Source organism: Halomonas sp. IOP_31, from assembly GCF_021151495.1.
Lineage (GTDB): Bacteria > Pseudomonadota > Gammaproteobacteria > Pseudomonadales > Halomonadaceae > Modicisalibacter > Modicisalibacter zincidurans.
In genome coordinates this window covers 1-13,712 of record NZ_JAIRBP010000039.1, presented here as the reverse complement: position 1 = coordinate 13,712, position 13,712 = coordinate 1, and the positions used below count along the sequence as shown (strand labels likewise).

The 13,712-nt window shown below is 67.4% G+C and carries 13 protein-coding genes; 9 read left to right on the top strand and 4 right to left on the bottom strand.

The window, feature by feature from the left end; translation table 11 throughout:
• The first annotated feature begins 17 nt into the window (after positions 1 to 17).
• The 6 genes from parC to K7I12_RS15405 all read left to right on the top strand — a co-directional run bounded on the left by parC (position 18) and on the right by K7I12_RS15405 (position 6,926).
• Positions 18 to 2,279 (top strand): DNA topoisomerase IV subunit A, encoded by a 2,262-nt coding sequence (gene parC / locus K7I12_RS15430; protein WP_031384036.1) that lies wholly within the window; start codon positions 18 to 20, stop codon positions 2,277 to 2,279.
• On the top strand, positions 2,276 to 3,232 hold the full coding sequence (gene serB, locus K7I12_RS15425; protein WP_231664624.1) for a phosphoserine phosphatase SerB: 957 nt from the start codon (positions 2,276 to 2,278) through the stop codon (positions 3,230 to 3,232). The genes parC and serB overlap by 4 nt, the downstream gene beginning before the upstream one ends.
• Before the next feature lie 78 nt (positions 3,233 to 3,310).
• Positions 3,311 to 5,023, top strand: coding sequence for an HD domain-containing phosphohydrolase (locus K7I12_RS15420; RefSeq protein WP_051907459.1), 1,713 nt, complete (start codon positions 3,311 to 3,313; stop codon positions 5,021 to 5,023).
• Positions 5,024 to 5,129: 106 nt separating this feature from the next.
• Entirely contained in the window at positions 5,130 to 6,182 is a 1,053-nt protein-coding gene (locus K7I12_RS15415) for a M4 family metallopeptidase (RefSeq protein WP_031384033.1), read from the top strand.
• On the top strand, positions 6,179 to 6,562 hold the full coding sequence (locus K7I12_RS15410; RefSeq protein WP_031384032.1) for a protealysin inhibitor emfourin: 384 nt from the start codon (positions 6,179 to 6,181) through the stop codon (positions 6,560 to 6,562). Before K7I12_RS15415 ends, K7I12_RS15410 begins: the two co-directional genes overlap by 4 nt.
• Before the next feature lie 97 nt (positions 6,563 to 6,659).
• Positions 6,660 to 6,926, top strand: a complete 267-nt coding sequence (locus tag K7I12_RS15405; protein WP_328286631.1) for a TIGR02647 family protein — start codon at positions 6,660 to 6,662, stop codon at positions 6,924 to 6,926.
• A 43-nt stretch (positions 6,927 to 6,969) separates the two neighbouring features.
• Here the strand turns inward: K7I12_RS15405 and epmB are convergent, their stop codons facing one another.
• Positions 6,970 to 8,010: an EF-P beta-lysylation protein EpmB gene (gene epmB / locus K7I12_RS15400; RefSeq protein WP_231664623.1), complete on the bottom strand. Its 1,041-nt coding sequence runs from the start codon at positions 8,008 to 8,010 to the stop codon at positions 6,970 to 6,972.
• 104 nt (positions 8,011 to 8,114) lie between these two features.
• On the opposite strand from epmB, the gene efp reads away from it, so the two are divergent.
• Complete coding sequence (gene efp, locus K7I12_RS15395) at positions 8,115 to 8,681, top strand: elongation factor P (protein ID WP_031384029.1); 567 nt, start codon at positions 8,115 to 8,117, stop codon at positions 8,679 to 8,681.
• A 154-nt stretch (positions 8,682 to 8,835) separates the two neighbouring features.
• A complete protein-coding gene (gene epmA, locus K7I12_RS15390; RefSeq protein ID WP_031384028.1) occupies positions 8,836 to 9,804 on the top strand; it encodes an EF-P lysine aminoacylase EpmA in 969 nt (322 codons plus the stop codon).
• Positions 9,805 to 9,832: 28 nt separating this feature from the next.
• Here the strand turns inward: epmA and asd are convergent, their stop codons facing one another.
• The 3 genes from asd to rsgA form a co-directional block, all read right to left on the bottom strand.
• Positions 9,833 to 10,720, bottom strand: coding sequence for an archaetidylserine decarboxylase (gene asd, locus K7I12_RS15385; RefSeq protein WP_035575280.1), 888 nt, complete (start codon positions 10,718 to 10,720; stop codon positions 9,833 to 9,835).
• Positions 10,721 to 10,889: 169 nt separating this feature from the next.
• Positions 10,890 to 11,720, bottom strand: a complete 831-nt coding sequence (locus K7I12_RS15380) for a sulfurtransferase (protein WP_031384026.1) — start codon at positions 11,718 to 11,720, stop codon at positions 10,890 to 10,892.
• Positions 11,721 to 11,814: 94 nt separating this feature from the next.
• Entirely contained in the window at positions 11,815 to 12,843 is a 1,029-nt protein-coding gene (gene rsgA, locus K7I12_RS15375; RefSeq protein WP_031384025.1) for a small ribosomal subunit biogenesis GTPase RsgA, read from the bottom strand.
• Positions 12,844 to 12,965: 122 nt separating this feature from the next.
• On the opposite strand from rsgA, the gene orn reads away from it, so the two are divergent.
• Positions 12,966 to 13,550, top strand: a complete 585-nt coding sequence (gene orn / locus K7I12_RS15370; protein WP_231664622.1) for an oligoribonuclease — start codon at positions 12,966 to 12,968, stop codon at positions 13,548 to 13,550.
• The last annotated feature ends 162 nt before the right edge of the window (positions 13,551 to 13,712 follow it).

Sequence of the window (13,712 nt, the reverse complement as noted above, 5' to 3'; positions counted from 1 at the left end):
AACAAGGCCATCGTGCTATGACCATGGATATCCAGGTGGCGGAGGGCGACGTCGAACGTCTGTCGCTCCGCGAATATACCGAGAAGGCGTATCTCGACTATTCGATGTACGTGATTCTCGACCGTGCCCTGCCGCATATCGGCGACGGCATGAAACCGGTCCAGCGGCGCATCATCTACGCCATGCGCGAGCTGTCGCTGACCGCCAGCGCCAAGTACAAGAAGTCGGCGCGCACCGTCGGCGATGTGCTGGGCAAGTTCCATCCCCACGGCGACAGCGCCTGCTACGAAGCCATGGTGCTGATGGCCCAGTCGTTCAGCTACCGCTATCCGCTGGTCGACGGCCAGGGCAACTGGGGCAGCCCCGACGATCCCAAGTCGTTCGCGGCGATGCGTTACACCGAAGCGCGGCTGTCGAAGTTCTCCGAGGCGCTGCTTTCCGAGCTCGGCCAGGGCACCGTCGACTGGATGCCCAACTTCGACGGCACCCTGAACGAGCCGGCGGTACTGCCGGCGCGCTTGCCCCACGTGCTGCTCAACGGCGCCACCGGTATCGCGGTGGGCATGGCCACCGACATTCCGCCGCACAACGTGCGCGAGATCGTCGACGCGACCTGCCACCTGCTGCGCAATCCCGAGGCCACGGTCGGCGATCTGGTCGCGTACGTGCCGGCGCCGGATTTTCCCACCGAAGCCGAGATCATCTCCCCGCGGGCCGATCTCGCCAAGCTCTACGAAAGCGGCCGCGGCTCGGTCAAGCTGCGCAGCCGCTATACGCTGGAGGAGGGCAGCATCGTGGTCACCGCGCTGCCCTATCAGGTCAGCGGCTCCAAGGTGCTCGAGCAGATCGCCGCGCAGATGCAGGCCAAGAAGCTGCCGATGGTCGCCGATCTGCGCGACGAGTCGACGCATGAAAACCCTACCCGGCTGGTGATCGAGCCGCGCTCCAACCGTGTCGACATCGAGGCGCTGATGGCGCATCTGTTCGCCACCACCGATCTCGAGAAGGGGGTGCGCGTCAACCTCAACATGATCGGCCTCGATGGCCGCCCGCGGGTGCTGGCGCTTCACGAGATTCTCGGCGAATGGCTGAAATACCGGCGCGCCACGGTGCGCCGGCGCCTCGACTACCGGCTGGGCAAGGTCGAGGATCGCCTGCACATCCTCGAGGGTCTGCTTGCCGCGTATCTCAACATCGACGAGGTGATCCGTATCATTCGCGAGGAGGATGAGCCCAAGCCGGCGCTGATCGACGCCTTCGGGCTCTCCGAGCGCCAGGCCGAAGCGATCCTCGAGTTGCGCCTGCGCCACCTGGCCAAGCTCGAGGAGTTCAAGATTCGCGGCGAGCAGGACGAACTGCTCGAAGAGCGCAAGCAGCTGAAGGAGCTGCTGGGCAACGACGCCGCGCTGACCGACCTGATCGAGCGCGAACTGCGCGAGGCCGGCGAGAGCTTCGGCGACGCCCGGCGCTCGCCGATCGTCGAGCGCGGCGAGGCCAGGGCGCTGTCCGAGGTCGAGCTGATGGGCGCCGATCCGATCACCGTGGTGCTCTCCGAGAAGGGCTGGATCCGCTCCGCCAAGGGCCACGAGATCGACGCCGCCGGGCTGGGCTTCAAGTCCGGCGATCGCTTCCATCTGGCGGCGCGCGGCAAGACCAACCAGCCGCTGGTGCTGCTCGACGACAGCGGCCGCAGCTACACCCTGGCGGCGCACAACCTGCCCAGCGCGCGTAGCCAGGGCGAGCCGATCACCGGGCGGGTCAATCCCGCCGCCGGCGCGTACATGGTCGGGTTGATGTTGGCGCCGCCGGAGAGCCGCTACCTGCTGGCCTCCGACGGCGGCTACGGCTTCGTGGTGCGCCTCGACGAGCTGGTCGGCAAGAACAAGTCCGGCAAGTCGGTGCTCAGCGTGCCCAAGGGCTGCAACGTGCTGCCGCCCCAGGCCGTGCCGCGCGACGCCGAGGCGCGCGTGGCGCTGGTCTCCAACGAGGGCCGCCTGCTGGTCTTCGCCATCGACCAGCTCCCCGAGATGGCCAAGGGCAAGGGCAACAAGATGCTCGACATTCCCGGCGCGCGGGCGGCGCGCCGCGAGGAGTTCGTACGCGACCTGGTGGTGTTGCCGGGCGGTACGGCGCTGGTGATCCACGCCGGCAAGCGCAAGCTGACCCTCAAGGCGAATGATCTCGATTACTACGTCGGTGAACGTGGCCGACGTGGCAGCAAGCTGCCGCGCGGCTTCCAGAAAGTCGATCGTCTCGAGGCGCAAGGGGAGGCGTCATGACCTGCGATACGCTGATTCTGACATTGTTCGCGCCGCGCTTGCCGTCATCGGTTCTCGCCGAGGTCGATGCGCTGATCGCCGCGCATGATCTCACGGTGACGCTGAGCGAGTGGTTGTCCGGCGACGGCTCAGCGGAAGATCCCCCGCCGCATGGCGTGTGCCTCGAGTACCGATTGCGTGGCGAGGCGATCGACTACCTGCTGTTGCGCGAGAAGGCCTTGGAACTCGGCGTCATGCACGGCGTGGACATCGCCCTGCAGGAAGATTCGATCTGGCGTCGCCACCGTCGATTGATCTGCTTCGACATGGACTCGACGTTGATCCAGGCCGAGGTGATCGACGAACTGGCGCGCCGCCACGGCGTCTATGACGAGGTGGCCGCGGTCACCGAGCGGGCGATGCGCGGCGAGCTGGATTTCAAGCAGAGCTTTCGCGAGCGCATGGCCAAGCTCAAGGGGCTCGACGAATCGGTGCTCGCCGAGATCGCCGAGAACCTGCCGTTGATGGACGGACTCGAACGGTTGATGACGCAACTCAAGCGGCTGGGCTATCGTACGGCGATTCTCTCCGGCGGGTTCAGCTACTTCGCCCGTCACCTGCAGGCGCGCCTGGGTTTCGACGAGATCCATGCCAATGAATTGCTGATCGAGGACGGCAAGATCACCGGCGAGGTGCGCGAGCCGATCGTCGATGCCGAGCGCAAGGCGGCGCTGCTGCGCGAGATCGCCGAGCGCGAGGGGCTGACGCTTCAGCAGACCATCGCCGTCGGCGACGGTGCCAATGATCTCAAGATGCTGGCGAGTGCGGGGCTGGGCATCGCCTTTCGCGCCAAGCCGCTGGTCAAGAGTCAGGCGCGTCAGTCGATATCCACATTGGGACTCGACGCGGTGCTCTATCTGATCGGCTACCGTCAGGCCGATCTCGAGGCCGGTCCCGGCGAACTCGGGAAGTGACGCAGCAACCATAACGATAACCGCAGCGGCTGCGCTCGTATCGAACAACGGCCGGCGCTGATTGATCCGGGAACAAGCATGGAGTCGATAAGCGAGACGCCGAACAGCGTCGTCGAACATGAACGCGAACTCGCGGCGCTGCTGGAAGAGCTCAGCCAGCCCGGTGACGTCTCGCTGGTCTTCGAGGGCGACGACGGCAGCGCCGAGCCGATCTCGGTGCTGCTGGTCGCCATCGAGCCGCAGGCGCGGCTGATCCTCGACGTGACCGCGGCGCCTGAGGCCGTCGGCGGGCTGCGCGCCGAGCGGCCCTTTCGACTGACCGGCCAGGCCCAGGGGGCGATGGTCGCCACACCTCCCTTGACCGCCACGCCGCTCGATGGCGTGGCAGGGCGTGTGCGCTTCGCCTGTGGCTATCCCGAGCGGCTCGATGTCTGGCATCGCCGCAACGCCTTTCGCGCCGAGCTTGGCCCGGGCATGGCGGTAACCATCGAGATGGATCTGGCCAGCAAGGACAAGACCGTGCATGGCGAGCTGGTCAACCTGTCGCTGGGCGGCTGCCTGATTCGCCTGCCGCTGGGCGAGGCGGTCGATCTCACCCAGGGCGAGCCGCTCAAGCGCCTCGAGGCGACCTTTCCCAGCGGCCAGCGCTTCACCACGCCCGGTGAGGTGCGCCACGTCCAGGCCGACGATCGCTGGCAGCAGGCGATGGTCGGCTTCGCCTTCGACGAGGCCACGCCGCGCCTAGAGCGTCAGGTCTGGTTTCTGGTCAAGGAGATCGAGCGCGAGCGCGCACGGACCGGCATCGAGGGCAAGTCGCTGTCGCCCTCGGCATTGTTCAAGGCCTCGGACAAGGCACCCGAGGCTTCGGTCAGCAAGGCCGTCAAGCCGCGCTACGCCACGCCCATGGCGCGTCGACTGACCAAGGTCGCGGATTTCCTCAATGGCCAGATGCTGTTGCTCAAGCAGGGCAGGCCGATCGACAGCGCGCTGCTGTCGCACAACGCCGATCTGCTGCTCGGCCTGCTCGAGGAGGATAGAGAGGCGCTGCTGTTCGCCAGCATCTGCCTGGTCCGCGAGCCCGCGGTGGTCCAGCACGGCCTGGCGGTGGCGATCCGCCTGGCCGATCTGCTCGACACGCGCAGCGCGCCGCGTGAGTTGCGCAAGGCGATTCTCGCCGCGGCGATGATTCACGACCTGGGCAAGGCGCTGTTGCCGGACAGCCTGCTGGAAAGCCGCGAACTGGACGCCGAGCAGCGTGCCCAGCTCCACCAGCATGTCGGTTGGCTCGCCGCGCGCGCCGGTGACTGCCGCTGGCTGGATGCGGGGGTCTTCGCCAACGTCGCCCTGGATATCAACGAGCGACTCGACGGTAGCGGCTATCCCGACGGCAAGCGCGGCGAGGCACTGCCCGAACTCAGCCGCATGGCGGCGGTGGTCGATGCCATCGATGCCATGGGCCGAGCGCGCGCCGACCGGGCGGCCTGGTCGACGGCGGCGATCTATCGCCACTTGCTGGCACAGGGGCAGGCCTACGACGTGCAGTGGGTGCAGCGCTACGTACGCCACTTCGGCATTCATCCGATCGGCAGCCTGGTACGCTATTCGAGCGGCGCGGTGGCCTGGATTCATCGCCTCGATGCGCAGCGTCAACCGGCCTTGGTGCATGTGGTGCGCAACCACTACAGCCCCAACAAACGCATCGATCAGTGGACCCAGGGCCGGGAGATCGCCCAGCTCGGCCGCATCGAGGCGGGGCTCGATCCGGCTACCGAGGTACTCAGACCGGTATAGAAGGCGTTAACCGCAAGCGAGCCTGACAAGGCCGCGGGATACGAGCGTCAGCTTGAGCCACACTGGAGGCAGGCACGCTTCTCGTCGCAGGTCCCAGGAGGTACACATGACTCGATCCGACGGCACGATTTTACATCCGGGCTTCACGCCCCCGTACATTCTCGAACGGCTGCGCGAGCATGGCAGCCCGCGTCAGCGTCGCTGCGCCGAGGCGACGCTGACCCGCGACCGGGGCTTTCGCGCGGCGCGCGGTCCGCAGCGTGCAGCGCGAAAGCCCGAGGCTTCGGCGCCGGGTCGGCCGGCCCGTTACATCCATTCCGCCGAGCATCGCGAGACGTTGCCGGGGCGGCTGGTGCGCGAGGAGGACCAGCCGGGCGGCGACGATCCGGCGGTCGAGGAGGCCTATCGCTGGCTGGGCGCAACCTACCGTTTCTTCTGGGAGGTCTTCGAGCGCCATTCCATCGATGCCAACGGCATGCCGCTGATCGGCACGGTGCATTTCGGTCAGGACTATGCCAACGCCTTCTGGAACGGCGCTCAGATGGTCTTCGGCGATGGCGACGACGAGCTCTTCCGGCGTTTCACCATCGCCGTCGACGTGGTCGCCCACGAGCTGGCCCACGGCGTCACCGAACGCGAGAGCGGGCTGGTCTACGCCGGGCAGTCCGGGGCGCTCAACGAGTCGCTGTCCGACGTCTTCGGCAGCCTGGTCAAGCAGTTTCATCGCGGCGAACGAGCCGCGCAGGCCGACTGGCTGATCGGCGCCGAGCTGCTCACCGAGGCGGTCCAGGGACGGGCGCTGCGCTCGATGGCCGAGCCGGGCAGCGCCTTCGACGATCCGGTGCTGGGACGCGACCCGCAGCCCGCGCACATGGATCAGTTCGTCGTCACCCAGACCGACAACGGCGGTGTGCACATCAACTCGGGGATTCCCAACCGCGCCTTCTACCTCGCCGCCCAGGCGCTGGACGGTTACGCCTGGGAGGTGGCCGGGCAGGTCTGGTACGCGACGCTGCGCGATTCCCGGCTCAGCCCGGACATTGATTTCGCGGGATTCGCCGCTCTCACCGTCGATAATGCCGACCGCAGCTATGGTCGCCAGAGTCGCGAGCAGCAGGCGATTCGCGACGCCTGGCAGGCCGTCGGGGTGAGGGTATGAGCGTTGCGGGGGACTCGTCACGGCCGGTTCTGGGGCCGCGTAGCCGGCTGATGATTCGTCGCGAGGGCGGCCTGGCGCACTTCCCCGGCCTGGCGGCGCCGCGCTGCATCGAGGGCAGCGAGTGCACGCCGGGCCAGCGACGCTGGCTGGAGAACCTGCTGGCCATGGCGCTATGCTGTGGGGCCGAGGGCGAAGCGAGCGGCGCCGACCGGCGCTTCTTCCGGTTGACGATCGACGAGCCGGGCGACGCGGCCGGCGAGGTCATGGATGACGCGGTACGACCGCGCTGGTCGCTGATCGTCGACGAGACCCGGGCACCGCGCTCGCTGGTGACGCTATGGCGGCACGGCGAGCTGGGCGAGGAGCCGGACGGCGAGTGAGCCGACTTATCCTTTCGTCAGGCGCTCGCTCACGGCGCACCATCCTGGCCTACAGTGAGCAGGTGGTTTAACGTCAACGGATTCAACGACAACAACGATGACCGAGGTGCCCATGGCCTTCACCCCCGAGATGTTCGAAGAACTCAACATCCTCTGCCTTTACAATCTCGACACCACCCAGGAGGGCATCAAGGTCCATTCCACGGCGGATGCCCAGCATGTGGCCGCAGCGCAGCGATTGTTCGAACGTGGCCTGGTGACTCATCCGGATGGCGGTTATCTCACCGGATTGGGGCGCGACGCCGCCGAGCAGGCGCAGCGGCTGCTGACGATCCTGGCCACGCCGGCCGTGACCACCGGCTAGCCCAGGCTTCCGGCCAGCCCTCGAACAGTCGCGCCCGCGGAAGCTACAGCGGGGTCTTGCTGGTCTCGCCGGGCACCTCGCGCACCAGCCGCGGGAGCAGGAAGCCGGCGACGCGTTCGCGCAGCGCGGCGTGCAGGGTGAGCGCCTCGTCATCGGGCACGTCGAAATGCGCCGCGCCGGCCACCGGGTCGAGCACGTGCAGGTAGTAGGGCAGCACGCCGGCGGCGAACAGCGCCTCCGACAGCTCGGCCAGCGTGGCCGCGTCGTCGTTGACGCCGCGCAGCAGCACGCTCTGGTTGAGCAGCGTCACCCCGGCGGCCTTGAGCCGGACACAAGCGGCGACGAGCGCGGCGTCGATCTCGCGCGGGTGGTTGATGTGCAGCACCATCACCGTCTGCAGACGTGTCGCGGCGAGCCAGCCGAGCAGCGCCTTGTCGACCCGCTCGGGAATCACCACCGGCAGCCGGGTATGGATGCGCAGCCGTGTCAAGTGCGGGATCTCGGCAAGCCGCTCGCACAGCCAGGCCAGGCGCTGGTCGCTGGAGACCAGCGGGTCGCCGCCGGAGAGGATCGCCTCGTTGATCGTCGGATCGTCGCGCAGGTAATCGAGCGTTTCCTGCCACTGCCCGCGGGACGGCGAATTCTCGGCGTAAGGGAAATGCCGGCGAAAGCAGTAGCGGCAGTTGATCGCGCAACTGGGGCTGGCGATCAGCAGCACGCGCCGGGCGTACTTGTGGATCAATCCGCGCCGCGGGGTATGTTCGGCCTCTTCCAGCGGGTCGCTGACGAAGCCGGCAACGGCGTCGCGCTCGGCGTCGAGCGGCAGCACCTGGCGCAGCAGCGGATCGCACGGATCGCCGGGGCGCATGCGCGCCAGGTAGGCTTCGGGGACGCGCACCTCGAACAGTGCATGGCCGGCTTGCGCACCGGGCAGCCAGCCTGCGTCCAGCTCCAGCCGGGCGAGCAGCTCGCGCGGGTCGCGGATCACGTCGCGCAACTGGGCCTGCCAGCTGCGTTCGACGGCGACCGGGATGTCGGCGGGGCGGTTTGCGCGCTGCAAAAGGTTCGGGCTTCGGGTTATCATTTGCCACCATTCAAGGAAGCGAAGGCCCGCGGGCGCTTCGCCGTTTCGTACATGTGCGTGGCAGGCCGGAGCCCGGACCACGCCGAGACCATCAGCGAGGAATCATGGCGAGCTATTCTACCAACGAATTCAAGGGCGGTCTGAAGGTGATGCTGGATGGCGATCCCTGCTCGATCGTCGAGAACGAATTGGTCAAGCCGGGCAAGGGCCAAGCGTTCAGTCGGGTCAAGCTGCGCAACCTGATTACCGGCCGCGTCTGGGAGCGCACCTTCAAGTCCGGCGATTCGCTGGAAGCCGCCGACGTGCTCGATCTCGACATGGAGTATCTCTACAACGACGGCGAGATGTGGCACTTCATGAAGACCGACGGCTCGTTCGAGCAGTACGCGGTCGACAAGCGCGGCCTGGGCGACACCGAGAAATGGCTCAAGGAGCAGGTCGCCTATACCGTGACGCTGTGGAACGACAACCCGATCAGCGTGACGCCGCCCAACTTCATCGAGCTGGCGGTCACCGAGACCGATCCCGGGGTCAAGGGCGACACCGCCCAGGGCGGCTCCAAGCCGGCGACGCTGTCCTCGGGTGCGGTGGTGCGGGTGCCGCTGTTCATCAACGAGGGTGAGGTGTTGAAAGTCGACACACGCTCCGGCGAGTACGTCTCTCGCGCCTGAACTAAGCTACGAGCTTGCGAATTTTCAGTGTGTGCTGATGCTGGGTTTCGCGGCTCGCGGCTCGCGGCTCGCGGCTCGCGGCTCGCGGCTTCGAGCAGCGACTGTATAATTTGGCCACGCTTGCGCGTGGCCTTCGTCGTTTTAGAGGTGAATCGTGTCTATCGATTGGCAACCTTCGGCGCGTATCGAGACGCTGCGCGAGCGGGCGCGGCTACTGGCGCGGGTGCGCGGGTTCTTCGCCGCGCGTGACGTGCTGGAGGTGGAAACGCCGGCACTCGGCCATGGCGGCAGCACGGACGTGCATCTCGCTGCGCTGTCGCTGAGCGCCACCACCGGCGCCGGGCGCGAGCGGCTGTGGCTGCAGACCTCGCCGGAGTTCGCCATGAAACGCCTGCTGGCGGCGGGCAGCGGGCCGGTCTTTCAGCTGGCGCGCTGCTTTCGCGACGGCGAAGTGGGCCCGCGCCACAACCTCGAATTCACCATGCTCGAGTGGTATCGCCCGGGCTTTTCATTGGCCGAGCTGATCGACGAGAGCGTGGCGCTGGTGCGCGAGCTGCTGCCCGAAGCCGGGCCGCGGCGGCTGCGCCGTTACCGCGAGCTATTCCGCGAGCAGTTGCAGGTCGACCCGTTCACCGCGCCGCTCGACGCGCTGCGCCGGCTAGCCGGCGAGCGCGGCGGGCTGGATATGCACGATGCCGACCGCGACGGCTGCCTCGACCTGCTGATGGGCCTGGTGATCGAGCCGACGCTGGGCCGCGAGGGGATCGACGTGGTCATCGACTATCCGGCCAGCCAGGCGGCACTGGCGCGGCATCATCGCGACGGCGAGGGCGAGCTCGTCGCGGCGCGCTTCGAGCTCTACGTGGCCGGCCTGGAGTTGGCCAACGGCTATGACGAACTCACCGACGCCGCCGAACAGGCGCGCCGCTTCGCCGAGGACAACGCCCGACGGCGCGCGCTGGGCAAGCCGGAAGTGGATGTCGACGCGCGGCTGCTCGCCGCGCTCGAGGCCGGCATGCCGGAAGGCAGCGGCGTGGCGCTGGGCATCGACCGGCTGATTCAGCTGGCACTGGGCAAGGCCCGCGTCGAGGACGTGATGGCGTTCGCCAGCCCGCGTTGCTGAAGGCGTGCCGGGCTACGCGCATCACAGGCTATACGTAGGTGCCGGGAATCGCCTCGTCGTCATTGTCCGGCGCTACTCCCGGGGCGCTGCCGAGGCTCTCGCCCATGCTCACCAGGGTGGCGTCGGCGCTCAGGTCCTGGCGGAAGGCGATCGGCGAGGCGCTGCACAGGATGACCGTCGAGCCGAGCTTGAAGCGACCCATCTCCTCGCCCTTGGCGAGCCGAATCGGCGTGTCGAAGCGGGTGGTTTCGACGTTCCCCGAAAGCGGCGTGACCTGACCCGACCAGACCGTCTCGATCGCCGCGACGATCATCGCGCCCACCAGCACCATCGCCAGCGGCCCGTGGGGCGTGTCGAAATGGCACACCAGCCGCTCGTTGCGCGCGAAAAGGCCGGGCACATGGGCCGCCGTGGCCAGGTTGACCGAGAACAGCCGGCCCGGCACGTAGGTCATCGAGCGCAGGGTGCCGTCGAGCGGCATGTGCACGCGGTGGTAGTCGCGCGGGGACAAGTAGACGGTGGCGAAACTGCCCTGACGAAACGGCGCGGCCGCGTCGGCATCGCCGCCGAGCAGTGATCTCAGCGAGTAGGTCTGGCCCTTGGCCTGGATCAGCGTGCCGTGCTCGATGCGCCCCGACTGCGACAGCACGCCGTCAGCCGGGGAAACAAGGCCTTCGCCGATCGGCCGGGCATCAGGCTTCAGCGCGCGGGTGAAGAAGTCGTTGAAGCAGGGGTAGGCGCGTGGATCGGGCTCCCGGGCCTGGCTCATGTCGACGTCGAAGGTGCGAATGAAGCGCTCGATCAACAGATCCTTTAGCCACGGCGAGCGGCACTCGGCAAGCTGGCCCACCAGCCGTGAAATCAGATGATGGGGCAGGGGATACTGGATGAGGGAAAACAGTTCGGCGCGATCCACGGCTCGGCATCCACGTCAACGAAGAGAGCCCGCCACCTTAGTCGCCGCGGCGGGAGGTCGCAATACTTTGGCTTCGAGCTTCGAGCTTCGAGCTTCGAGCTTCGAGCTTCGAGCTTCGAGCTTCGAGCTTCCTACTGCTTTTTTCAGTCCATGGCTCATAACCTGCCGGTTAGCGTTCGATCGGCGTGTCGTCGCGGTTGCCCCATTCCTTCCAGGAGCCGGCGTAGCCGCGCATGTGCGTAAAGCCCAGCGCCTTGCCGACCAGCCAGGTGAAGCCGCTGCGATGGTGGCTCTGGCAGTGGGTGACGATTTCCATGTCCGGGGTCAGCCCCAGCGCGTCGAGCTCGGTGATCAGTTCGGCGTAGTCGCGGATGCGCAGGTCGCGCTGGCGATCCATCGCTTCGGTCCACTCCATGTTGACGGCCCGGGGGATGTGGCCGAGATGCCGGTTCTGGCCCTTCTCGCCGCGGTACTCCTCCGGCGAACGGGCGTCCCACACCGCCAGCTGCTTGTCGTCGAGACGCTCGAGCAACTCCTCGCGGCCGATCTTCACCGCGGGATTGAGGATCTCCGCCTGGTAGTTGCTGGGCTGCGGCTGACGCGGCTCGCGGGATTGATTCAGGCCGGCGGCGCGCCAGGCGTGAATGCCGCCGTTGAGGTAGGAATAGCGGGTGTGACCGATCAACTCCAGCGTCCACAGCAGGCGCCCGGCCCAGCCGCCGCCTTCGTCGTCGTAGGCCACCACGTGGGTATCGCGGCTCAGCCCCAGCGACGAGAACAGCGCCGACAGCGCCGCCTCGTCGGGCACTTCGTTGGGCACCTCGCCGCGGCCGGCCAGCAGCCGGTTATGATCGAGGAAGACCGCGCCGGGTACGTGGCCCTCGGCATAGCTGTCGGCCTTGAGCGGCACGTCGACGATCAGCAACTGGGGCGATTCGAGATGCTCGGCGAGTTGCTCGGGCTCGACGATCAGCGGTAGCAGATTCGCTTCGGAACTCATCGGTGACTCCTTCTGCGGGAAGGGAATGATCGGTTGGGTTGCTGCGATCATGGCACAGCCGGCATGGTGCGGGCGACTCGGAGCGTCAAGTCGCTCAGCCGGGTGCCAGGCCGTCGAGGATGCGCCGGTAACTGGCGAAGCGCTCGGCGCTGATCGCCTCGCGCTCGACGGCGTCGCGCAGCGCGCAACCCGGCTCCTGGCGGTGGCGACAGTCGCGGAAGCGGCAACGGCCGAGGTAGTCGCGAAACTCGATGAAGCCGTCGGTGATCTGCCGCTCGTCCAGGTGGGCGAGGCCGAATTCGCGAATCCCCGGCGAGTCGATCAACTCGCCGTCTTCCTTCGCGAGGGGCGAGGGCAGGCGGTACAGCCGCGCGGTGGTGGTGGTGTGGGTGCCCTTGCGGGTGTCCTCGGAGAGCGCGCCGATGCGCAACGCGGCGTCCGGCAGCAACTCGTCGATCAACGAGGACTTGCCGACCCCGCTCTGGCCGACAAACACCGAGGTACGCCCGGTGAGCCGTTCGTGCAGTGTGTCCAGCCCGCCGTCGCGGCGCGTGCTAGCCTCGATCACCGCGTAGCCCAGCGCTTCGTAGCGCGCCAGCAGGCCTCTGAGCTCGCCGCCGTCGGCGGGTAGCAGGTCGATCTTGTTGAGCACCAGCACCGGCTCGATGCCGGTGGCCTCGGCGGCGACCAGGTAACGGTCGATAAGATTGGCGAAGGGCGCGGGTTCGACGGCGAAGACGATCAGGATCTGATCGATGTTGGCGGCCACCGGTTTGAGCTGGCCGCGCGCGTCGGGGCGCTCGAGGACGTTGTCGCGGGCGTCGCGGGCCACCACCACGCCGCTGGCGTCGCTGGCCTCGCGCCACACCACGCGATCGCCGGTGACCAGGCTGTCGAGATTGGCGCGCAGGTGGCAGCGGTGCAGCGCGTCGTCGTCGGCGCCGCCGACATCCAGGCTGCGCCCGAAGTGGGCGATCACCCGCCCGGGCTTCTCCCGACCGTATTCGCCGCTCTCCAGTGCGTCGTTCTGGTGGACGTCGTGCTTGGTGGCCCGCGCCTGACGTTCGGCCTGGATCTTCTCGATGCGCCAGCGCTGCTGGCGCGACAGCTTGCGTTTGCTCATGCGACCTCGGCTGGGCGTACAATGGCTTCATTGTAACCAGCCTGGCCGCGGCTGTCCGACCCATTGTTAACCATGGGCGGGATGCCGGCGGGTCAAGCCACTACGTACGAAAGGAGCCTTCGATGCCCGCGCAAGCCGCCCCCCGCAACGATCTGCTGGTCTGGATCGATCTCGAGATGACCGGCCTGGACCCCGACAAGGAGCGGATCATCGAGGTGGCGACGCTGATCACCGACAACGAGCTCAACCCGATGGCCGAAGGCCCGGTGCTGGCGGTCAAGCAATCGGACGAGCTGCTGGCGGCGATGGACGAGTGGAACACCAAGACCCATGGCGAGTCGGGGCTGACCGCGCGGGTCAAGGCCAGCAGCGTCGATACCGCCGAGGCCGAGCGCCGCACGCTGGCGTTTCTCAAGGCGTACGTGACCCCCAATTCATCGCCGGTGTGCGGCAACAGCGTCCATCAGGACCGGCGCTTTCTCGAGCGCGAGATGCCCGAACTGCTGGCGTTCTTCCATTACCGCAATCTCGACGTCTCGACGCTCAAGGAGCTCGCCAAGCGCTGGAACCCCGCGGCGCTCAAGGGCTTCGAGAAGCGCAACACCCACCAGGCGCTCGACGACATTCGCGAGTCGGTCGACGAGCTGCGTCACTACCGGCGCACCTTCCTCAATCTCGAGCCGCCACGCCGCGACGAGGAGGAGTAAGCGCTTGCCCAGGCTTGGGGCTGGTTTGGGGGGTGAAATCCATCGGGAACAAGTTCCCTCCCAGTGCGCCCGTGAAGGCGTGCACACAACTCGGTGGAAGTCCGAGTCGGGGTAAGCCATGGCCCCGTAGTCGAAGGTAACTGCGTCGCCGCGAGGCGGGGT

Coding starts and splice junctions, on each gene's coding strand:
- parC (WP_031384036.1), top strand. CDS start 18: ATGACCATGGATATCCAGGTGGCGGAGGGCGACGTCGAACGTCTGTCG.
- serB (WP_231664624.1), top strand. CDS start 2,276: ATGACCTGCGATACGCTGATTCTGACATTGTTCGCGCCGCGCTTGCCG.
- K7I12_RS15420 (WP_051907459.1), top strand. CDS start 3,311: ATGGAGTCGATAAGCGAGACGCCGAACAGCGTCGTCGAACATGAACGC.
- K7I12_RS15415 (WP_031384033.1), top strand. CDS start 5,130: ATGACTCGATCCGACGGCACGATTTTACATCCGGGCTTCACGCCCCCG.
- K7I12_RS15410 (WP_031384032.1), top strand. CDS start 6,179: ATGAGCGTTGCGGGGGACTCGTCACGGCCGGTTCTGGGGCCGCGTAGC.
- K7I12_RS15405 (WP_328286631.1), top strand. CDS start 6,660: ATGACCGAGGTGCCCATGGCCTTCACCCCCGAGATGTTCGAAGAACTC.
- epmB (WP_231664623.1), bottom strand. CDS start 8,010: ATGATAACCCGAAGCCCGAACCTTTTGCAGCGCGCAAACCGCCCCGCC.
- efp (WP_031384029.1), top strand. CDS start 8,115: ATGGCGAGCTATTCTACCAACGAATTCAAGGGCGGTCTGAAGGTGATG.
- K7I12_RS15380 (WP_031384026.1), bottom strand. CDS start 11,720: ATGAGTTCCGAAGCGAATCTGCTACCGCTGATCGTCGAGCCCGAGCAA.
- rsgA (WP_031384025.1), bottom strand. CDS start 12,843: ATGAGCAAACGCAAGCTGTCGCGCCAGCAGCGCTGGCGCATCGAGAAG.
- orn (WP_231664622.1), top strand. CDS start 12,966: ATGCCCGCGCAAGCCGCCCCCCGCAACGATCTGCTGGTCTGGATCGAT.